The sequence below is a fragment of the Streptomyces sp. NPDC057280 genome, from assembly GCF_042668605.1.
Classification (GTDB): Bacteria; Actinomycetota; Actinomycetes; order Streptomycetales; family Streptomycetaceae; genus Streptomyces.
Window position 1 is genome coordinate 1297008 of record NZ_JBHUYR010000002.1, and the last position, 20085, is coordinate 1317092.

At 69.9% G+C, this 20085-nt stretch carries 16 protein-coding genes; 15 read left to right on the forward strand and 1 reads right to left on the reverse strand.

What is annotated here, in order from left to right; genetic code table 11:
* Nucleotide 1: 1 nt before the first annotated feature.
* From ACFUO4_RS16410 to ACFUO4_RS16480, 15 genes are all read left to right on the forward strand, one after another.
* Nucleotides 2-550: a septum formation initiator family protein gene (locus ACFUO4_RS16410; RefSeq protein ID WP_383484832.1), complete on the forward strand. Its 549-nt coding sequence runs from the start codon at nt 2-4 to the stop codon at nt 548-550.
* A 5-nt stretch (nt 551-555) separates the two neighbouring features.
* Nucleotides 556-2514, forward strand: a complete 1959-nt coding sequence (locus tag ACFUO4_RS16415; RefSeq protein ID WP_383484835.1) for a peptidoglycan D,D-transpeptidase FtsI family protein — start codon at nt 556-558, stop codon at nt 2512-2514.
* A gap of 162 nt (nt 2515-2676) precedes the next feature.
* The gene (locus ACFUO4_RS16420; RefSeq protein WP_383484838.1) at nt 2677-4197 is read left to right on the forward strand and encodes a UDP-N-acetylmuramoyl-L-alanyl-D-glutamate--2,6-diaminopimelate ligase; all 1521 of its coding nucleotides are present in this window, start codon (nt 2677-2679) and stop codon (nt 4195-4197) included.
* Between the two features lie 4 nt (nt 4198-4201).
* Entirely contained in the window at nt 4202-5608 is a 1407-nt protein-coding gene (gene murF / locus ACFUO4_RS16425; RefSeq protein WP_079311109.1) for a UDP-N-acetylmuramoyl-tripeptide--D-alanyl-D-alanine ligase, read from the forward strand.
* Complete coding sequence (gene mraY, locus ACFUO4_RS16430) at nt 5605-6678, forward strand: phospho-N-acetylmuramoyl-pentapeptide-transferase (RefSeq protein WP_179143513.1); 1074 nt, start codon at nt 5605-5607, stop codon at nt 6676-6678. The genes murF and mraY overlap by 4 nt, the downstream gene beginning before the upstream one ends.
* Entirely contained in the window at nt 6660-8093 is a 1434-nt protein-coding gene (gene murD / locus ACFUO4_RS16435) for a UDP-N-acetylmuramoyl-L-alanine--D-glutamate ligase (protein WP_179143512.1), read from the forward strand. The genes mraY and murD overlap by 19 nt, the downstream gene beginning before the upstream one ends.
* A gap of 20 nt (nt 8094-8113) precedes the next feature.
* Complete coding sequence (gene ftsW, locus ACFUO4_RS16440; protein ID WP_383484843.1) at nt 8114-9478, forward strand: putative lipid II flippase FtsW; 1365 nt, start codon at nt 8114-8116, stop codon at nt 9476-9478.
* Between the two features lie 6 nt (nt 9479-9484).
* On the forward strand, nt 9485-10582 hold the full coding sequence (gene murG / locus ACFUO4_RS16445) for an undecaprenyldiphospho-muramoylpentapeptide beta-N-acetylglucosaminyltransferase (protein WP_079311106.1): 1098 nt from the start codon (nt 9485-9487) through the stop codon (nt 10580-10582).
* Nucleotides 10583-10608: 26 nt separating this feature from the next.
* Nucleotides 10609-11403 (forward strand): cell division protein FtsQ/DivIB, encoded by a 795-nt coding sequence (locus tag ACFUO4_RS16450; RefSeq protein WP_383484846.1) that lies wholly within the window; start codon nt 10609-10611, stop codon nt 11401-11403.
* Between the two features lie 278 nt (nt 11404-11681).
* Nucleotides 11682-12878 carry a cell division protein FtsZ gene (gene ftsZ / locus ACFUO4_RS16455; RefSeq protein ID WP_383484849.1) on the forward strand — a complete coding sequence of 399 codons (1197 nt, stop codon included), beginning with the start codon at nt 11682-11684 and terminating at the stop codon, nt 12876-12878.
* Complete coding sequence (gene pgeF, locus ACFUO4_RS16460; protein ID WP_383484852.1) at nt 12875-13603, forward strand: peptidoglycan editing factor PgeF; 729 nt, start codon at nt 12875-12877, stop codon at nt 13601-13603. The genes ftsZ and pgeF overlap by 4 nt, the downstream gene beginning before the upstream one ends.
* 6 nt (nt 13604-13609) lie before the next feature.
* A complete protein-coding gene (locus ACFUO4_RS16465) occupies nt 13610-14329 on the forward strand; it encodes a YggS family pyridoxal phosphate-dependent enzyme (protein WP_079311104.1) in 720 nt (239 codons plus the stop codon).
* 129 nt (nt 14330-14458) lie between these two features.
* A complete protein-coding gene (locus ACFUO4_RS16470) occupies nt 14459-15100 on the forward strand; it encodes a cell division protein SepF (RefSeq protein WP_079311103.1) in 642 nt (213 codons plus the stop codon).
* 74 nt (nt 15101-15174) lie between these two features.
* On the forward strand, nt 15175-15459 hold the full coding sequence (locus tag ACFUO4_RS16475; RefSeq protein ID WP_007448661.1) for a YggT family protein: 285 nt from the start codon (nt 15175-15177) through the stop codon (nt 15457-15459).
* Nucleotides 15460-15511: 52 nt separating this feature from the next.
* On the forward strand, nt 15512-16684 hold the full coding sequence (locus ACFUO4_RS16480) for a DivIVA domain-containing protein (RefSeq protein WP_079311102.1): 1173 nt from the start codon (nt 15512-15514) through the stop codon (nt 16682-16684).
* A gap of 249 nt (nt 16685-16933) precedes the next feature.
* Here the strand turns inward: ACFUO4_RS16480 and ileS are convergent, their stop codons facing one another.
* Nucleotides 16934-20071 (reverse strand): isoleucine--tRNA ligase, encoded by a 3138-nt coding sequence (gene ileS, locus ACFUO4_RS16485; protein WP_079311101.1) that lies wholly within the window; start codon nt 20069-20071, stop codon nt 16934-16936.
* Nucleotides 20072-20085 lie beyond the last annotated feature (14 nt).

Below are 20085 nucleotides of genomic sequence, written 5' to 3' on the forward strand. Positions count from 1 at the left end.
AGTGAGCAGGAAACCCGAACTGAGGGGGCGGGCGGCTCGGCTCGCGCGGCTCTTCCCACCCCATTCCGGCTCCGGCCGGCCCGGTTCCGGCCAGGCCGCCCGCACCCCCTTCGTGCTCCTCGTCGTGCTCCTTCTGGGCGGCGGCCTCATCGGGCTCCTGGTGCTGAACTCCGCGCTCAGCGAAGGGTCGTTCAAACTCGATGACCTGCAGAAGGAGACCAAGAGCCTCACCGACCAGGAACAGGCCCTCCAGCGCGACATCGACGCCTACTCCGCCCCCGACGCCCTCCAGCGCCGCGCCCGCGAGCTCGGCATGGTCCCCGGCGGAGACCCGGCCTTCCTCGACCCGAACGGCACCGTCAGGGGCGTCCCGAACGCCGCCGCGGAGCAGTCCGCGGTCCAGGTCGTACGGCCCCCCGAGGCGATGCCCGTCCCGGCCGCGTCCCCGACGCCCACGGCCGCAGCCACCGCCACGGCCGCAGCCACCGCCACCCCCGCAGTCACGCCCTCCACCGAACCGTCCTCCGCGACCCCGACCCCCGGCAGGTGACGGAAGTGTCCGACAGGGAACCGCCGCGCCGCCGTGTGCCCGGACCCGCCAGGCCCGCCCCCGACGGCCGCCGGCGCCCCGCCGGCCCCGGCGCCCGCCCGGCCCGCCGCCCGGCGGCGCCCCGCCCCGCGGCGCGCGCCACGGCCCCGCGCCAGATCCGGCTCGGCAGCCCCCGGCCCCGGCTGCGCATGGTCAGCCTCGGCCTCACCCTCGTCCTGATCGCCTTCGCGGTCCGGCTCCTCCAGGTCCAGGCCGTCGACGCGAGCACCTACGCCGCCAAGGCCGAGCAGAACCGGTACGTCGGCTACACCCTGACCGCCGAGCGCGGCCAGATCACCGACCGCGCCGGCGTGGCCCTCGCGACCAGCGTGGACGCGTACGACATCACGGCCGACCCCACGCTCTTCAAGCGCAAGCAGCTCAAGATCGACGACGGGCCCGAGCAGGCCGCCGCGCTGCTCGCCCCGATCCTCGGGCAGGAGCAGGCCGACCTGACCCGCAAACTCCGCACCAAGGGGCAGTACGTCAAGCTCGCCGGACGGCAGACGCCGCAGGTCTGGAAGCAGATCAAGGACCTCAAGAGCGCGCTCGCGACGAAGGCCGAGGACGGCACCGGGGTCAACGTCCTCGCCGGTGTCTTCGCCGTCGCCACCAGCAAGCGCGTGTACCCGAACGGCGATCTCGCCGCCGGGATACTGGGCTGGGTCAACGCCGACGGCAAGGGCGGCGGCGGGATCGAGCAGAAGCTGAACACACTGCTGTCCGGCAAGGACGGCAAGATCCGCTACGCCCAGTCCGGCGGCCGGCAGGTCCCGACCGCGGGCTCCACGGAGACGCCCGCCGTGCCCGGCAGCGACGTCGAGCTCACCATCGACCGCGACATCCAGTGGGCCGCGCAGAACGCCATCACCGAGCAGGTACGCAAGTCCAAGGCGGACCGCGGGTACGTGATAGTGCAGGACACGAGGACCGGCGAGATCCTCGCGATGGCCAACTCGCCCGGCTTCGACCCCGGTGACCTCTCCCAGGCCGACCCCGGCACCCTGCACAACTGGGCCGTGGAGGACGCCTACGAGCCCGGCTCCACCGCCAAGGTCATGTCGATGGCCGCCGTGCTGGAGGAGAACGTCGCGACGCCGCTGACGCACGTCACCGTGCCGAACCGGCTGCACCGCGGCGACCGGCTCTTCAAGGACGACGTCGACCACAAGACCTGGTACCTCACGCTCAACGGCGTGCTCGCCATGTCCAGCAACATCGGCACCATCCTGGCGACCGGCCAACTCGGCAAGACCCAGGCCCAGTCCAACCGGGTCCTCTACTCCTACCTGCGCAAGTTCGGCCTCGGCAGCTACAGCGGCCTGGACTTCCCCGGCGAGACGAAGGGCATCCTCGCCGCGCCCCAGGACTGGTCGACCTCGCAGCAGTACACGATTCCTTTCGGCCAGGGTGTCTCCCTCAACGCGATGCAGGCCACCTCCGTCTACTCGACGATCGCCAACGGCGGCGTCCGCGTCGAACCCACTCTGGTGCGCGGCACGCAGGGACCCGACGGACGCTTCGCCCCTGCCGCGAAGCCCAAGAAGTCAAGGGTGATCAGCGAGAAGACGGCGAAGACCCTCGCCCAGATGCTGGAGTCGGTCGTGGACGACGAGGCGGGCACCGGCGCCAAGGCGCGCATTCCGGGGTACCGGGTCGCAGGCAAGACGGGTACGGCCAACCGTGTGGATCCGGCCACCGGCAGGTACCGCGGCTACACCTCGTCGTTCGCCGGGTTCGCGCCCGCCGACAGCCCCCGCATCACCGTGTACTGCGCGATCCAGAACGCCACCAAGGGCAGTTACTTCGGCGGCCAGATCTGCGGCCCCGTCTACAAGCAGGTCATGGAGTTCGCCCTGAAGACCCTCCAGGTCCCCCCGACGGGAACCAAGTCCGCCTCCCTTCCCGTCACCTTCACACCCTGATCAGTACGAGCAGCCAGGAACCACCTCGTGACAACGATCACTCCCGATCCCGGGAACCAGAGCACGTCCGCGCCCTCACTTCGCTCCGGAGCGGGGGTGACCGGTACGCTCACCGCCGTGCCACACGCTGATCAGTCCCAAACCACCCAGAAGGGCCATCCCGTGACATATCCGGGACCGCCCCGGCCGGTCCGGGTCTCCGCAACACCCCTCGCGGAACTCGCCGATCAGCTGGGTGCCGCGCAGCCGGACAGCACCGCCGAGGTCACGGGCATCACCCATGACTCGCGCGCGGTCCGCCCCGGCGACCTGTACGCCGCCCTCCCGGGCGCCCGCCTGCACGGCGCCGACTTCGTCACCCAGGCCGCCGGCCTCGGCGCGGTCGCCGTGCTCACCGACCCGACCGGCGCCGAGCGCGCCGCGGCGACCGGTCTGCCGGTCCTGGTCGTGGACGACCCGCGCGCGCGGATGGGCGAACTGGCGGCCACCATCTACGGCCACCCGGGCCGCGACCTGCTCCAGATCGGCATCACCGGCACCTCCGGCAAGACCACCACCGCCTACCTCGTCGAGGGCGGCCTGAAGACCAAGAACAACACCGGTCTGATCGGCACGGTCGAGATGCGGATCGGCGACGAGCGCATCAAGTCCGAGCGCACCACCCCCGAAGCCACCGATCTCCAGGCCCTGTTCGCGGTCATGCGCGAACGCGGCGTCGAGGCCGTCGCGATGGAGGTCTCCAGCCACGCCCTGGTCCTCGGCCGGGTCGACGGCTGCGTCTTCGACATCGGCGTCTTCACCAACCTCAGCCCGGAACACATGGAGTTCCACTCCGACATGGAGGACTACTTCCGGGCCAAGGCACAGCTCTTCACGCCGGAACGCAGCAGACTCGGCGTCGTCAACCTCGACGACGAGTACGGCCGCCGCCTCGTCCACGAGGCCACGGTCCCGGTCGTCACCTTCTCCGCCGAGGGCCACCCCGACGCCGACTGGCGCGCGGAGAACGTCCAGGTGGGTCCGATGGACTCGACGTTCACCGTGATCGGCCCCGACGGCGAGCGCATCCACGCCAGGTCGCCGCTGGCGGGCCCCTTCAACGTGGCCAACACCCTCGCCGCGATCGCCGCCCTCGCCGCCGCCGGGCTCGACCCGCAGACCGCCGCCGACGGGGTCGCCGCGGTACCGGGCGTGCCGGGGCGCCTGGAGCGCGTGGACGCCGGACAGCCGTATCTCGCGGTCGTGGACTACGCCCACAAGACCGACGCCGTCGAGTCCGTCCTCAAGGCGCTGCGCAAGGTCACCGAGGGCAGCCTGCACGTCGTGCTCGGCTGCGGCGGCGACCGGGACCGCACCAAGCGCGCGCCGATGGGCGCCGCCGTGGCACGGCTCGCCGACACCGCCGTACTGACCTCCGACAACCCCCGCTCCGAGGACCCCCTCGCGATCCTCGCAACCATGCTCGAGGGCGCGGCGTCCGTGCCAGTACACGAGCGCGGCGAGGTCCAGGTCTTCGAGGACCGGGCCGCCGCGATCGCCGCAGCCGTCGCCCGAGCACGGCCCGGAGACACCGTGCTGGTCGCGGGCAAGGGCCATGAGCAGGGCCAGGACATCGCCGGGGTGGTCCGTCCCTTCGACGACCGCCAGGTGCTTCGAGAAGCCATCCAGAAGACCCAGGGATGAACTTGTGATCGCCCTCTCTCTCGCCGAGATCGCCTCAGTCGTCGGCGGGCAGACGCACGACATACCGGATCCGTCCGTCCAGGTCACCGGGCCGGTGGTCCGGGACTCGCGAGAAGTGGAGCCCGGCAGTCTCTTCGTCGCCTTCGTCGGCGAGCGCGTCGACGGCCACGACTTCGCGGCGCAGGTCGTCGAGGCGGGCGCGGCCGCCGTGCTGGCGTCGCGCCCCGTCGGCGTGCCCGCGATCGTCGTGGACGACGTCCAGACCGCGATCGGCGCCCTCGCGCGTGAGGTCGTACGACGGCTCGGCGCGACCCTCGTCGCCCTGACCGGCTCGGCCGGCAAGACCAGCACCAAGGACCTCATCGCCCAGGTGCTCCAGCGCAAGGCGCCGACCGTGTGGACGCCGGGCTCGCTCAACAACGAGATCGGGCTCCCGCTGACCGCCCTGTCCGCCACCGCGGAGACGCAGTTCCTCGTGCTGGAGATGGGCGCCCGCGGCATCGGCCACATCCGCTACCTCGCCGAACTGACGCCCCCGAAGATCGGCCTCGTCCTCAACGTCGGCACCGCCCACATCGGCGAGTTCGGCGGCCGCGAGCAGATCGCGCAGGCCAAGGGCGAGCTCGTCGAGGCACTTCCGGAGGACGGTGCGGCGATCCTCAACGCCGACGATCCTCTCGTACGGGCCATGGCATCCCGTACGAAGGCGAAGGTGATCCTTTTCGGAGAGTCCGACGAAGCGGACGTACGCGCCGAGAACGTGAGACTCACGGACACGGGACAGCCGGCCTTCAGGCTTCGCACACCCTCCGGTGACAGTGACGTGACCATGCGCCTGTACGGTGAGCACCACGTGTCGAACGCGCTCGCCGCGGCCGCCGTCGCCCATGAGCTGGGCATGTCCGCGGAAGAGATCGCCACCGCGCTCTCCGAGGCGGGCTCCCTCTCCCGCTGGCGGATGGAGGTCACCGAGCGCCCGGACGGCGTGACCGTCGTCAACGACGCCTACAACGCCAACCCCGAATCCATGCGGGCCGCACTGCGCGCGCTCGTGGCCATGGGCCGGGGGCGGCGGACCTGGGCGGTGCTCGGCAAGATGGCCGAGCTCGGGGACGAGGCGCTCGCCGAGCACGACGCGGTCGGACGGCTCGCCGTCCGGCTCAACGTCAGCAAGCTCGTCGCGGTCGGGGGCAGGGAAGCGTCCTGGCTGCAACTGGGCGCATATAACGAGGGTTCGTGGGGTGAGGAGTCGGTGCACGTGTCCGACGCACAGGCGGCGGTCGACCTGTTGCGCAGCGAGCTGCGCCCGGGGGACGTCGTTCTCGTGAAGGCGTCCCGTTCGGTCGGTCTGGAGAGCATCGCCGCTGCGCTGCTCGCGACCGGTGCCGAGGGTGAGGTTTCCGCCCGATGATGAAGCAGATCCTGTTCGCAGGAGTCATTGGTCTGTTCCTGACCCTGGTCGGCACCCCGCTGCTGATCAAGCTGCTGGCCCGCAAGGGCTACGGCCAGTACATCCGCGACGACGGCCCGCGCGAGCACGCCAGCAAGCGCGGTACCCCGACCATGGGCGGTATCGCCTTCATCCTGGCGACGGTCGCCGCCTACTTCCTGTCCAAGATCATCACCGGCTACCCGCCCACCTACTCGGGCCTGTTGGTGCTCGGCCTGATGGTCGGCATGGGTCTGGTCGGCTTCCTCGACGACTACATCAAGATCGTCAAGCGGCGCTCGCTCGGTCTGCGGGCCAAGGCGAAGATGGCCGGCCAGCTGATCGTCGGCATCAGCTTCGCCGTGCTCGCCCTGATGTTCCCGGACGCCCGCAACAACACCCCGGCCTCCGACAAGCTGTCGTTCATCACGGACTTCGGCTGGAAGATCGGCCCGGTGCTGTTCGTGATCTGGGCGCTGTTCATGATCCTCGCCATGTCGAACGGCGTGAACCTGACGGACGGTCTGGACGGTCTGGCGACCGGCGCCTCCGTGCTCGTCTTCGGCGCCTACACGTTCATCGGCGTCTGGCAGTTCCAGGAGTCCTGCGCCAACGCGGGCACCCTGACCAACCCCAACGCCTGTTACGAGGTACGCGATCCGCTCGACCTCGCCGTCATCGCCTCGGCGCTGATGGGTGCCTGCCTCGGCTTCCTGTGGTGGAACACCTCGCCGGCCAAGATCTTCATGGGCGACACCGGTTCGCTCGCCCTCGGCGGTGTCCTGACGGGTCTGGCGATCTGCTCCCGCACGGAGCTGCTCGTGGCCATCATGGGCGGCCTGTTCGTCCTCATCACCATGTCGGTGGTCATCCAGGTCGGCTCGTTCCGGATGACCGGCAAGCGGGTCTTCCGGATGGCGCCGCTCCAGCACCACTTCGAACTCAAGGGCTGGTCCGAGGTCCTCGTGGTGGTCCGCTTCTGGATCATCCAGGGCATCTGTGTGATCGTCGGCCTGGGTCTCTTCTACGCGGGATGGGCAGCAGAAAAGTGACCTCCACGGTGTCCGCGGACTTCCAGGGCAAGCACGTCACGGTCGCCGGACTCGGCGTCTCCGGCATCCCGGCGGCCAAGGTGCTGCACGCGCGCGGGGCGCTCGTCACGGTCGTCAACGACGGCGACGACGCACGCGCGCGTGAGCAGGCCGCCGAGTTGGAGGCGCTCGGCATCACCGTCCGCCTCGGCGACGGCCGGACTCTGCCCGAGGGCACCGAACTCGTCGTCACGTCACCCGGCTGGAAGCCCGGCAGCCCGCTGTTCGAGGCGGCCCGGGAGGCCGGAGTCGAGGTATGGGGCGACGTCGAGCTCGCCTGGCGCCTGCGCGGCCCCGACGCGGCTCCCTGGCTCGCGATCACCGGCACCAACGGCAAGACCACGACCACCCAGATGCTCGCGTCCATCCTGAAGGCGGCGGGCCTGCGCACGGCGGCCGTCGGCAACATCGGGATCTCGGTGCTGGACGCGGTGCTCGGCGAGGAGCGGTACGACGTCCTGGCCGTGGAGTTGTCGAGCTACCAGCTCCACTGGGCGCCCTCCGTACGCGCCCACTCGGCGGCCGTGCTGAACCTCGCCCCGGATCACCTCGACTGGCACGGCTCCATGGAGGCGTACGCGCGCGACAAGGGCCGCGTCTACGAGGGCAATCGCGTCGCCTGCGTCTACAACGTGGCCGACAAGGCCACCGAGGACCTGGTCCGCGAGGCCGACGTCGAGGAGGGCTGCCGGGCCATCGGCTTCACCCTCGGCTCGCCCGGGCCCTCCCAACTCGGCGTCGTGGACGGCATCCTGGTCGACCGCGCCTTCGTGGAGAACCGGCAGAAGAACGCCCAGGAACTCGCCGAGGTCTCCGACGTCAATCCGCCGGCCCCGCACAACATCGCCAACGCCCTTGCGGCGGCGGCCCTCGCGCGTGCCTTCGGGGTGCCTGCCAAGGCCGTACGGGACGGTCTGCGGGCCTTCACCCCGGACGCCCACCGCATCGCGCACGTGGCCGACGTGGACGGCGTCGCCTACGTCGACGACTCCAAGGCCACCAACACCCACGCCGCGGAAGCCTCGTTGGCGGCGTACGAGTCCATCGTGTGGATCGCCGGCGGGCTCGCCAAGGGGGCCTCCTTCGACGAGCTGGTCGCCAAGTCGGCAAAGCGACTTCGGGGCGTGGTGCTGATCGGCGCCGACCGTGCCCTGATCCGCGAAGCCCTCGCGCGACACGCGCCGGAAGTACCCGTCGTCGACCTCGACCGGACCGACACTGGGGCGATGCTCCAGGCGGTGACGGAAGCGAAGCGGCTGGCTCAGCCCGGCGACACGGTGCTGCTGGCCCCGGCCTGCGCCTCCATGGACATGTTCACCAACTACAACAAGCGCGGTGACGCGTTCGCGGAGGCGGTTCGCGAACTCGGCTCCTGACCGACGTAGCGGAGGCTCTGATGCCCAGCAGCCGTACCGGCCGACCGCCCGTGCAGCGGACCGTCAGACGTCCCGCCGCCTCCCGGACCGTGCGCGACAATCCCGTACGACAGCTCTACCTGCGCGCGAAGAAGGCCTGGGACCGGCCGCTGACCGCGTACTACCTGATCCTCGGCGGCAGCCTGCTGATCACCGTGCTGGGGCTGGTGATGGTCTACTCGGCCTCTCAGATCAAGGCGTTGCAGATGTCGCTGCCAGGCTCGTACTTCTTCCGCAAGCAGCTGCTGGCCGCGGCGATCGGCGCCGCGCTGCTGCTCGTGGCCTCGCGCATGCCGGTGAAGCTGCACCGGGCGCTGGCCTACCCGATCCTCGCGGGCGCGGTCTTCCTGATGGCCCTGGTGCAGGTGCCGGGGATAGGGATGGCGGTCAACGGCAACCAGAACTGGATCTCGCTCGGCGGCTCCTTCCAGATCCAGCCCAGCGAGTTCGGCAAGCTCGCCCTCGTCCTGTGGGGCGCCGACCTGCTCGCGCGCAAGCAGGACAAGAAGCTGCTGACCCAGTGGAAGCACATGCTGGTGCCGCTCGTCCCGGTCGCCTTCATGCTGCTCGGGCTGATCATGCTCGGCGGCGACATGGGGACCGCGATCATCCTGACGGCCATCCTCTTCGGCCTGTTGTGGCTCGCGGGGGCGCCGACCCGGCTGTTCGTCGGGGTGCTCTCGATCGCCGGTCTGATCGGCCTGATCCTCATCAAGACCAGCCCCAACCGGATGGCCCGGCTCGCCTGCATCGGCGCCACCGAGCCCCGGTCCGCGGGAGCCGACTGCTGGCAGGCCGTGCACGGCATCTACGCCCTCGCCTCCGGCGGAATCTTCGGCTCCGGGCTCGGCGCGAGTGTGGAAAAATGGGGGCAACTGCCCGAAGCGCACACGGACTTCATCTTCGCCGTCACCGGTGAGGAACTGGGCCTGGCGGGGACGCTGTCGGTGCTGGCCCTGTTCGCGGCTCTAGGCTATGCGGGTATCCGCGTGGCCGGCCGCACGGAGGACCCCTTCGTCAGGTATGCCGCGGGAGGCGTGACCACATGGATCACCGCGCAGGCGGTGATCAACATCGGTGCGGTGCTCGGCCTGCTGCCGATCGCCGGTGTCCCCCTCCCGCTGTTCTCCTACGGAGGATCCGCCCTGCTGCCGACCATGTTCGCGATCGGGCTGCTGATCGCCTTCGCTCGTGACGAGCCCGCTGCGCGGGCCGCGCTTGCGATGCGGCAACCCCGCTTTGGTAGAAAGCGGGGTGCCGGGGGCTCCGCTCGGACCAGGGAGCCGCGGAGATGGAACACGATGCGACGGCGTGCCTCGGCGGCACGCACGTCCGGAGAGCGGTGAATTTCGGTGCATGTCGTACTCGCCGGTGGGGGGACCGCCGGCCACATCGAGCCCGCGCTCGCCCTCGCGGACGCCCTGCGCAGGCAGGACCCGACCGTGGGGATCACGGCCCTGGGCACGGAGCGCGGCCTCGAGACTCGTCTCGTCCCCGAGCGCGGCTACGAACTCGCGCTGATCCCCGCCGTACCGCTGCCACGCAAGCCCACGCCCGAGCTGATCACCGTGCCGGGCCGGCTGCGCGGCACGATCAAGGCCGCCGAGCAGGTCCTGGAGCGCACCAAGGCGGACGCCGTCGTCGGCTTCGGCGGGTACGTGGCCCTGCCCGGCTACCTCGCCGCCAAGCGCCTCGGCGTGCCCATCGTGATCCACGAGGCCAACGCGCGCCCCGGCCTGGCCAACAAGATCGGCTCGCGCTACGCCGCCAAGGTCGCCGTCTCCACCCCGGACAGCAAGCTGCGCGACGCCCGCTACATCGGCATCCCGCTGCGCCGCACCATCGCCACCCTCGACCGGGCCGCCGTCCGCCCCGAGGCCCGCGCGGCGTTCGGCCTCGACCCGAACCTGCCGACCCTGCTGGTCTCCGGCGGCTCCCAGGGCGCCCGCCGGCTCAACGAGGTCGTCCAGCAGGTCGCCCCGTGGCTCCAGCAGGCCGGCATCCAGATCCTGCACGCGGTCGGTCCGAAGAACGAACTGCCGCAGGTGCACCATATGCCGGGGATGCCCCCGTACATCCCGGTACCGTACGTGGACCGGATGGACCTCGCGTACGCCGCGGCCGACATGATGCTCTGCCGCGCGGGCGCGATGACCGTCGCCGAGCTCTCCGCCGTCGGACTCCCGGCCGCCTACGTCCCGCTGCCCATCGGCAACGGCGAACAGCGGCTCAACGCCCAGCCGGTGGTCAAGGCGGGCGGCGGCCTGCTGGTCGACGACGCGGAACTCACCCCGCAGTGGGTCCAGCAGAACGTCCTGCCCGTGCTCGCCGACCCGCACCGGCTGTACCAGATGTCCCGCGCCGCCGCCGAGTTCGGCCGCCGGGACGCCGACGACCTGCTCGTCGGCATGGTGTACGAGGCGATCGCCGCCAACCGTGCACGCCACTAGGAACGTATGACCGAAGGGCAGGGAGCGTGGCCGGACCGACCACCGCCGAACGCGGTGAACGCCAGCAGGAGTCGTCCGTTCCGCCCCCTGCCCGACGGCTGAGGCCGCCGCGGCCTCGTACGATCATCATTCTCGCCGTCGCGCTGGTCCTCCTCGGTGCCGGCGGCGTCTGGGCGCTCTACGGCTCCCCATGGCTGCGCGTGGAACGGGTGTCGGTCTCCGGCACCGGCGTGCTGACGCCGGCACAGGTGCGCGAGGCGGCCGACGTACCGCTCGGATCGCCGCTGATTTCCGTCGACACCGATGCGATTGAGGCGCGGTTGCTCCGGAAATTGCCCCGAATTGACTCGGTTGACGTGACTCGCTCCTGGCCGCACGGAATCGGGCTGAAAGTGGTCGAGCGCACTCCGGTTCTGATTGTCGAAAAGGGCGGAAAGTTTGTCGAAGTGGACGATGACGGCGTCCGTTTTGCCACGGTTTCCCGGGCCCCGAAAGGCGTCCCCGCACTCGAATTGACGCTCGCCGACTCGGGCTCCGCCACCCCGAGCCTGCGCCGCTTCGGCGACGGCCGGCTGGTGCGCGAGGCGGTGCGCGTCGCCGGTGACATTCCGGCCGCCGTCGCGCGCACGACCCGGACCGTCAAGGTGCGTTCGTACGACGACATCTCGCTGGAGTTGAGCGACGGCCGGACCGTCGCGTGGGGGAGCAGCGAGAAGGGTGCCGCGAAGGCCCGCACGCTCACCGCTCTGCTGAAAGCGGCGCCCGGTGCGCGGCACTTCGACGTCTCGGTTCCCACCGCCCCTGCGTCATCAGGGAGTTGACGTACATCCGCGCAGGCCAGCACCCTGGTTGGCTACCGCTACGGCTGATCACATAGGGTGAAAAGAAAAACGGGAGGTTCGGCGTGTTCGTTGAACGTGCGCCACTTGTCGACTTAGTGTCCTGTTCAGAAGACTCCAGGGAACAGACACACTGGTAACCCTAAACTTCAACGTTAGGGTTCGGGTCGGCACTATGGACCGTCCCATTCGGCATCCGTCGTCGTATCGCATGACCACGCGAGACGACGACACGTAACTCGAGGCGAGAGGCCTTCGACGTGGCAGCACCGCAGAACTACCTCGCAGTCATCAAAGTCATCGGTGTCGGCGGCGGTGGTGTCAATGCCATCAACCGGATGATCGAGGTCGGTCTCAAGGGCGTCGAGTTCATCGCCATCAACACCGACGCGCAGGCGCTGTTGATGAGCGACGCCGACGTGAAGCTCGACGTCGGCCGTGAACTCACCCGTGGACTCGGCGCCGGCGCCAACCCGGCCGTCGGACGCAAGGCCGCCGAGGACCACCGCGAGGAGATCGAAGAGGTCCTCAAGGGGGCCGACATGGTCTTCGTGACGGCCGGTGAAGGCGGCGGCACCGGCACCGGCGGCGCGCCCGTCGTGGCCAACATCGCACGCAACCTCGGCGCCCTGACCATCGGCGTGGTCACCCGCCCGTTCACCTTCGAGGGACGGCGCCGCGCCAACCAGGCCGAGGACGGCATCGCGGAGCTGCGCGAAGAGGTCGACACCCTCATCGTCATCCCCAACGACCGGCTGCTGTCCATCTCGGACCGCCAGGTCTCGGTCCTCGACGCCTTCAAGTCGGCCGACCAGGTCCTGCTCTCCGGTGTCCAGGGCATCACCGACCTCATCACCACGCCCGGCCTGATCAACCTCGACTTCGCCGACGTCAAGTCGGTCATGTCCGAGGCCGGTTCGGCCCTCATGGGCATCGGCTCGGCCCGCGGCGACGACCGCGCGGTGGCCGCCGCCGAGATGGCGATCTCCTCGCCGCTGCTGGAGGCGTCCATCGACGGCGCCCGCGGTGTGCTGCTCTCCATCTCCGGTGGCTCCGACCTCGGCCTGTTCGAGATCAACGAGGCCGCCCAGCTGGTCTCCGAGGCCGCCCACCCCGAGGCCAACATCATCTTCGGCGCGGTCATCGACGACGCCCTCGGCGACGAGGTGCGCGTCACGGTCATCGCCGCGGGCTTCGACGGCGGCCAGCCGCCGGCCCGCCGGGACACCGTCCTCGGCTCGACCTCCTCCTCGGGCCGCCGCGAGGAGCCCACTCCGGTACGGCAGACCGAGTCCCGCCCGTCCTTCGGCTCGCTCGGCAGCGTCACGCCGAAGGAGGAGCCGGAGCCCGCGCCGGAGCCGGTCGCCGACCTCCCGGTCGCCCCGCCGGTCCCGCCGTCGCGCACCTACTCGGACAGCGCGGCCGAGGAACTGGACGTGCCGGACTTCCTGAAGTGATAGGACGGCGCGACACCGTGAGCGGCGCGCACTTCGCCTTCACCGACCGGTGGGGCGGGGTGAGCGCCGTTCCGTACGAGGAGCTCAACCTCGGCGGAGCGGTCGGCGACGACGCCGACGCCGTCCGTACGAATCGCGAACTGGCCGCCAAGTCGCTGGGGATCGACCCGGCGCGGGTGGTCTGGATGAACCAGGTGCACAGGGCGGAGGTGGCGGTGGTCTCCGAGGCGTGGGGGGACCGGCCGGTGCCCGAGGTCGACGCGGTCGTCACCGCCGAACGCGGTCTCGCCCTCGCCGTCCTCACCGCGGACTGCACGCCCGTCCTGCTCGCCGACCCGGTCGCCGGAGTCGTCGCCGCGGCCCACGCGGGGCGGCCCGGCATGGTCGCCGGGGTCGTCCCCGCCGCCGTACGGGCCATGGCCGAACTCGGCGCCGAACCCGGCCGGATCGTCGCCCGCACGGGACCCGCGGTGTGCGGCCGCTGCTACGAAGTCCCGGACGCGATGCGCGCCGAGGTCGCCGCCGTCGAACCGGCGGCGTACGCCGAGACGAGTTGGGGCACTCCCGCCGTCGACGTGACCGCCGGAGTGCACGCGCAGCTCGACCGGCTCGGGGTGCGCGACCGGGAGCAGTCGCCGGTGTGCACGCTGGAGTCGCGCGACCACTTCTCGTACCGCCGCGAGCGCACCACGGGGCGACTCGCGGGATATGTCTGGCTGGACTGAGAGAGCATGACGGACCGTAAGGGCGAACTCGCCGCAAATCTGGCGAAGGTGGAGGAGCGCATCGCCGCCGCGTGCGTGGCCGCGGGGCGCAAGCGTGAAGAGGTGACCCTGATCGTGGTCACCAAGACCTACCCCGCGAGCGATGTGCGGATCCTGTCGGAACTCGGCGTCCGCGACGTCGCCGAGAACAAGGACCAGGACGCGGCACCCAAGGCCGCCGAATGCTCGGATCTGCCCCTTAATTGGCATTTCGTCGGTCAGCTTCAGACCAACAAGGTGCGATCCGTGGTCGGTTACGCGGATCTCGTGCAGTCCGTCGATCGTTCGAAGCTGGTGACGGCCCTCTCCAAGGAGGCCGTCCGGGCCGGGCGCGAGGTGGGGTGTCTGCTCCAGGTCGCGCTCGACGCGGGGGAGAGCGAGCGAGGGGAGCGGGGTGGCGTGGCGCCCGGCGGAATCGAAGAGTTGGCCGACCTCGTGGCCGGCGCTCCGGGGCTGCGGCTCGACGGACTGATGACCGTCGCGCCGCTCACCGGGGAGTACGCGGGGCGCCAACAGGCGGCGTTCGAGCGGTTGATGGATTTGTCGACCGACCTGCGCCGAGCCCATCCGGCTGCGAACATGGTCTCGGCAGGGATGAGTGCGGATCTCGAACAGGCCGTGGCCGCCGGAGCGACACATGTACGCGTCGGTACCGCGGTACTCGGAGTCCGCGCGAGGCTCGGGTAACGTCGCCAGGAAGTCGGACCACAGCAGAAAATATGGTCATTACCGCCGGAAGGCGGGTGTAACGACCTCGTGGATCGCAGGCACTTGGCAGTCGTCAGCAGATCCACCACAGAGCGGAGGACTCAGAGCATGGCCGGCGCGATGCGCAAGATGGCGGTCTACCTCGGCCTCGTGGAGGACGATGGGTACGACGGCCGCGGTTTTGACCCCGACGACGACTTCGAACCGGAACTCGACCCGGAGCCCGAGCGGGACCACCGGCGCCACGAGCCGGTGCACCAGTCGCACAGTGCACATCAGTCCCAAAGGGACGAAGAGGTGCGAATCGTACAGCCGTCCACCCCGCGTGAACCGGTCGCCCGTTCCGCTTCGCTAGCCGCGGAATCCGGCCGTCCGGCGCGCATCGCGCCCGTGGCGTCCATCACACAAGAACGCCAGAGCCTGGAGAAGAACGCACCGGTGATCATGCCCAAGGTCGTGTCGGAACGAGAGCCTTACCGGATCACCACACTTCACCCGCGGACCTACAACGAGGCCCGTACCATCGGGGAACACTTCCGTGAGGGCACCCCTGTGATCATGAATCTCACTGAGATGGATGACACAGATGCGAAGCGACTTGTCGACTTTGCGGCCGGTTTGGTGTTTGGTCTTCACGGCAGCATCGAGCGGGTGACGCAGAAGGTGTTCCTGTTGTCGCCTGCTAACGTCGATGTCACGGCGGAGGACAAGGCCCGTATCGCAGAGGGCGGGTTCTTCAACCAGAGCTGAGACGCAAGGCCGGAAACAGCAGTACAAGTAGTACCCAGCAGCACGGAAAAACAGGGGAGAGGGAAGCACAGGTCATGAGCGTGGTTCTGGATGTCGTCTACATCGCGCTGATGTGCTTCCTGATCGTGCTCATCTTCCGGTTGGTCATGGACTACGTCTTCCAGTTCGCCCGCTCGTGGCAACCCGGCAAGGCGATGGTGGTCGTTCTGGAGGCCACCTACACTGTCACCGATCCACCGCTCAAGCTTCTGCGGCGGTTCATTCCGCCGCTGCGTCTCGGGGGCGTGGCGCTCGACCTGTCCTTCTTCGTACTGATGATCATCGTCTACATCCTGATCTCGATCGTGAGCCGGCTGTGAGCGATGTGAACTACCGTCTTGCCGATGCCGACGACTACGTTGAGGTGAAGAGATGCCGTTGACCCCCGAGGACGTGCGGAACAAGCAGTTCACGACCGTCCGCCTCCGAGAAGGCTATGACGAGGACGAGGTCGATGCCTTCCTCGATGAGGTCGAAGCCGAACTGACCCGCCTGCTCCGCGAGAACGAGGACCTGCGCGCCAAGCTGGCCGCGGCCACGCGCGCCGCTGCGCAGAACCAGCAGAACATGCGCAAGCCTCCGGAGGGTCCCGGCGGTCCCGGTCCGCAGGACCAGCAGCAGGGTATGCCCCCGCAGGGAATGCCTCAGCAGGGGATGCCGCAGCAGGGCATGCGAGGACCGGGCGGCCCCGTGCCGGCCGGCATATCTGGCCCGCCGCAGCAGCAGATGGGCGGCCCCATGGGTGGCCCGCCCCAGCTGCCGAGCGGTGCGCCGCAGCTGCCCGCCGGTCCCAGCGGCCAGGGTGGCCCGCAGGGTCCCGGTCCGATGGGCCAGGGTCCGATGGGTGGCCCCATGGGTGGTCAGCCGCCCATGCAGCAGCAGATGGGTGGCCCGATGGGCGGCCCCATGGGCGGTCCGATGGGCGGCCCCGGTCAGGGCCCCGGTGGCGACAGCGCCGCCCGTGTCCTCTCGCTGGCCCAGCAGACCGCCGACCAGGCGATCGCCGAGGCCCGCTCCGAGGCCAACAAGATCGTCGGCGAGGCGCGTTCGCGTGCCGAGGGTCTTGAGCGTGACGCCCGTGCGAAGGCCGACGCCCTGGAGCGGGACGCGCAGGAGAAGCACCGCGTCGCGATGGGCTCCCTGGAGTCCGCCCGCGCCACGCTGGAGCGCAAGGTCGAGGACCTGCGCGGCTTCGAGCGCGAGTACCGCACCCGCCTGAAGTCCTACCTGGAGTCGCAGCTGCGTCAGCTGGAGACCCAGGCCGACGACTCGCTGGCTCCGCCGCGTACCCCGGCGACCGCGTCGCTTCCGCCGTCCCCGGCGCCTTCGATGGCTCCGGCCGGTGCGAGCGCCCCGTCGTACGGTGGGAACCCGGGCGGCATGGGTGGTGCTCCGGCGCCGGCCGCTCCGTCCTACGGCGGTCAGCAGCAGATGTCGCCCGCGATGACCCAGCCGATGGCTCCGGTGCGGCCGCAGGGGCCGTCGCCGATGGGGCAGGCTCCCTCGCCGATGCGTGGGTTCCTGATCGACGAGGACGACAACTGACGAGGTGTAGTACGCCTTAGGCGTCGGCAGCGTTCAAAGGGGCGAGCCCTGGACTTCGGTCCGGGGCTCGCCCCTTTTACGCGGGTTGCTTCGCAGGGTGCCGGGTCAGGCTGTCAGGCGGCTGCTGGTCCGATGTGGCTGCGCGCGCAGTTCCCCGCGCCCCTGGGTTGGTGCAGCTGACGGCCGTTTCATGGCGAAGGCCCGGTTTCCCTGAGCAGGGAGACCGGGCCTTCGTCGGTTGTGCTGGTGTTACGCCTTGCGCAGGCGGAACGTCAGCGACAGGCCCTCGTCTGTGAACGGGGTGCCGTAGGTGTCGTCCGCCTCGCCCTGGGCGAAGTCCGTCGACAGGACCTCGTCGGCGATCAGGCCCGCGTGCTCGGTCAGGGCCGCGATCACCGCCGGGTCCGTGGACGTCCAGCGCAGGGCGATGCGGTCGGCCACGTCCAGGCCGCTGTTCTTGCGGGCCTCCTGGATCAGGCGGATCGCGTCACGGGCGAGGCCCGCCTGGCGGAGCTCCTCCGTGATCTCCAGGTCCAGGGCGACCGTCGCGCCGGAGTCCGAGGCGACCGACCAGCCCTCACGCGGGGTCTCCGTGATGATGACCTCGTCGGGGGCCAGCGTGATCGTCTCGCCGTCGACCTCGACCGAGGCCGTGCCCTCGCGCAGGGCGAGGGAGAGCGCCGCCGCGTCGGCGTTCGCGACCGCCTTCGCCACGTCCTGGACGCGCTTGCCGAACCGCTTGCCCAGGGCGCGGAAGTTGGCCTTGGCGGTGGTGTCGACCAGGCTGCCGCCGACCTCGGAGAGGGACGCCAGCGACTCGACGTTCAGCTCTTCCGTGATCTGCGAGTGCAGTTCGGGGTTCAGGGTGTCGAAGCCCGTCACCGCGACCAGCGCGCGCCGCAGCGGCTGACGGGTCTTGACGCCCGACTCCGCGCGCGTGGCACGGCCCAGCTCGACCAGGCGCCGGACGAGGACCATCTGCCGCGACAGCTCCGGGTCGATGGCGGAGAGGTCCGCCTCCGGCCAGGTGGACAGGTGGACGGATTCCGGGGCGCCCGGCGTGACCGGGACGACCAGGTCCTGCCAGACCCGCTCGGTGATGAACGGGGTCAGCGGGGCCATCAGCTTGGTGACCGTCTCCACGACCTCGTGCAGCGTGCGCAGTGCGGCCTTGTCGCCCTGCCAGAAGCGGCGACGCGAGCGGCGGACGTACCAGTTGGACAGGTCGTCGACGAACGCCGAGAGGAGCTTGCCGGCGCGCTGGGTGTCGTAGGCCTCCAGAGCCTGCGTCACCTGGTCGGTGAGCGCGTGGAGTTCGGACAGCAGCCAGCGGTCCAGGACCGGGCGGTCGGCCGGGGCCGGATCGGCCGCGGACGGCGCCCAGTTGGACGTACGGGCGTACAGCGCCTGGAAGGCGACCGTGTTCCAGTAGGTGAGGAGGGTCTTCCGCACCACCTCCTGGATCGTGCCGTGGCCCACGCGGCGGGCCGCCCACGGGGAGCCGCCGGCCGCCATGAACCAGCGGACCGCGTCGGCGCCGTGCTGGTCCATCAGCGGGATCGGCTGCAGGATGTTGCCCAGGTGCTTGGACATCTTCCGGCCGTCCTCGGCGAGGATGTGGCCGAGGCAGACGACGTTCTCGTAGGACGACTTGTCGAAGACCAGGGTGCCCACCGCCATCAGCGTGTAGAACCAGCCGCGGGTCTGGTCGATGGCCTCCGAGATGAACTGCGCCGGGTAGCGGCTCTCGAAGAGCTCCTTGTTCTTGTACGGGTAGCCCCACTGCGCGAACGGCATCGAACCCGAGTCGTACCAGGCGTCGATGACCTCCGGCACGCGCGTGGCGGCCTTGCCGCAGGCGTCCTTGGGGCAGGCGAAGGTGACGTCGTCGATGAACGGGCGGTGCGGGTCGAGGTCCGACTGGTCGGTGCCGGTCAGCTCGGTGAGCTCCGCGCGGGAGCCGACGACGGTGAGGTGGTCGTCCTCGCAGCGCCAGATCGGCAGCGGGGTGCCCCAGTAGCGGTTGCGGGACAGCGCCCAGTCGATGTTGTTGTTCAGCCAGTCGCCGTACCGGCCGTTCTTGACCGTGTCCGGGAACCAGTTGGTGTTCTCGTTCTCCTGGAGGAGGCGGTCCTTGATGGCCGTGGTGCGGATGTACCAGGACGGCTGCGCGTAGTAGAGGAGCGCGGTGTGGCAGCGCCAGCAGTGCGGGTAGCTGTGCTCGTACGGGATGTGCTTGAACAGGAGGCCGCGGTCGTGGAGGTCTTCCGTGAGCTTCTCGTCCGCCTTCTTGAAGAAGACGCCGCCGACCAGCGGGACGTCCTCCTCGAAGGTGCCGTCGGGGCGGACCGGGTTCACGACCGGGAGGCCGTAGGCGCGGCAGACCTTGAGGTCGTCCTCACCGAAGGCGGGGGACTGGTGGACCAGACCCGTACCGTCCTCGGTGGTGACGTACTCGGCGTTGACCACGTAGTGGGCGGGCTCCGGGAACTCCACGAGCTCGAACGGACGTTGATACGTCCAGCGCTCCATCTCGGCGCCCGTGAAGGACTGGCCGGTGGTCTCCCAGCCCTCGCCGAGCGCCTTGCCGACGAGCGGCTCGGCGACGACGAGCTTCTCCTCGCCGTCGGTCGCGACGACGTAGGTCACGTCGGGGTGCGCGGCCACGGCCGTGTTGGAGACGAGGGTCCAGGGCGTAGTCGTCCAGACCAGGAGCGCGGCCTCGCCGGCGAGCGGACCGGAGGTGAGCGGGAAACGGACGTACACGGACGGGTCGACGACCGTCTCGTAGCCCTGCGCCAGCTCGTGGTCCGACAGGCCGGTGCCGCAGCGGGGGCACCAGGGGGCGACGCGGTGGTCCTGGACCAGCAGGCCCTTGTTGAAGATCTCCTTGAGCGACCACCAGACCGATTCGATGTACTCGGGGTCCATCGTGACGTAGGCGTCGTCGAGGTCGACCCAGTAGCCCATGCGGGTCGTCAGCTCGGAGAACGCGTCGGTGTGCCGCAGCACGGAGTCGCGGCACTTGGCGTTGAACTCCGCGATGCCGTACGCCTCGATGTCCTGCTTGCCGCTGAAGCCGAGCTCCTTCTCCACCGCGAGCTCGACCGGCAGGCCGTGGCAGTCCCAGCCGGCCTTGCGGGCCACGTGGTAGCCGCGCATGGTGCGGAAGCGGGGGAAGACGTCCTTGAAGACGCGCGCCTCGATGTGGTGGGCCCCGGGCATGCCGTTGGCGGTGGGCGGGCCCTCGTAGAACACCCACTCGGGGCGGCCCTCGGACTGCTCCAAGGACTTGGCGAAGATCTTCTGCTCGCGCCAGAAGTCGAGCACCGCGTGCTCGAGCGCGGGCAGATCGACCTGGGCGGGCACCTGGCGGTACTGCGTCATCAGTCTTCCTCCGG

Bases quoted from the DNA above. Each gene is read 5' to 3' on its own strand.
- ACFUO4_RS16470 (WP_079311103.1), top strand. From the start codon at position 14,459: ATGGCCGGCGCGATGCGCAAGATGGCGGTCTACCTCGGCCTCGTGGAG.
- ACFUO4_RS16475 (WP_007448661.1), top strand. From the start codon at position 15,175: ATGAGCGTGGTTCTGGATGTCGTCTACATCGCGCTGATGTGCTTCCTG.
- mraY (WP_179143513.1), top strand. From the start codon at position 5,605: ATGATGAAGCAGATCCTGTTCGCAGGAGTCATTGGTCTGTTCCTGACC.
- ftsW (WP_383484843.1), top strand. From the start codon at position 8,114: ATGCCCAGCAGCCGTACCGGCCGACCGCCCGTGCAGCGGACCGTCAGA.
- ileS (WP_079311101.1), bottom strand. From the start codon at position 20,071: ATGACGCAGTACCGCCAGGTGCCCGCCCAGGTCGATCTGCCCGCGCTC.
- ACFUO4_RS16465 (WP_079311104.1), top strand. From the start codon at position 13,610: ATGACGGACCGTAAGGGCGAACTCGCCGCAAATCTGGCGAAGGTGGAG.
- murD (WP_179143512.1), top strand. From the start codon at position 6,660: ATGGGCAGCAGAAAAGTGACCTCCACGGTGTCCGCGGACTTCCAGGGC.
- ACFUO4_RS16480 (WP_079311102.1), top strand. From the start codon at position 15,512: ATGCCGTTGACCCCCGAGGACGTGCGGAACAAGCAGTTCACGACCGTC.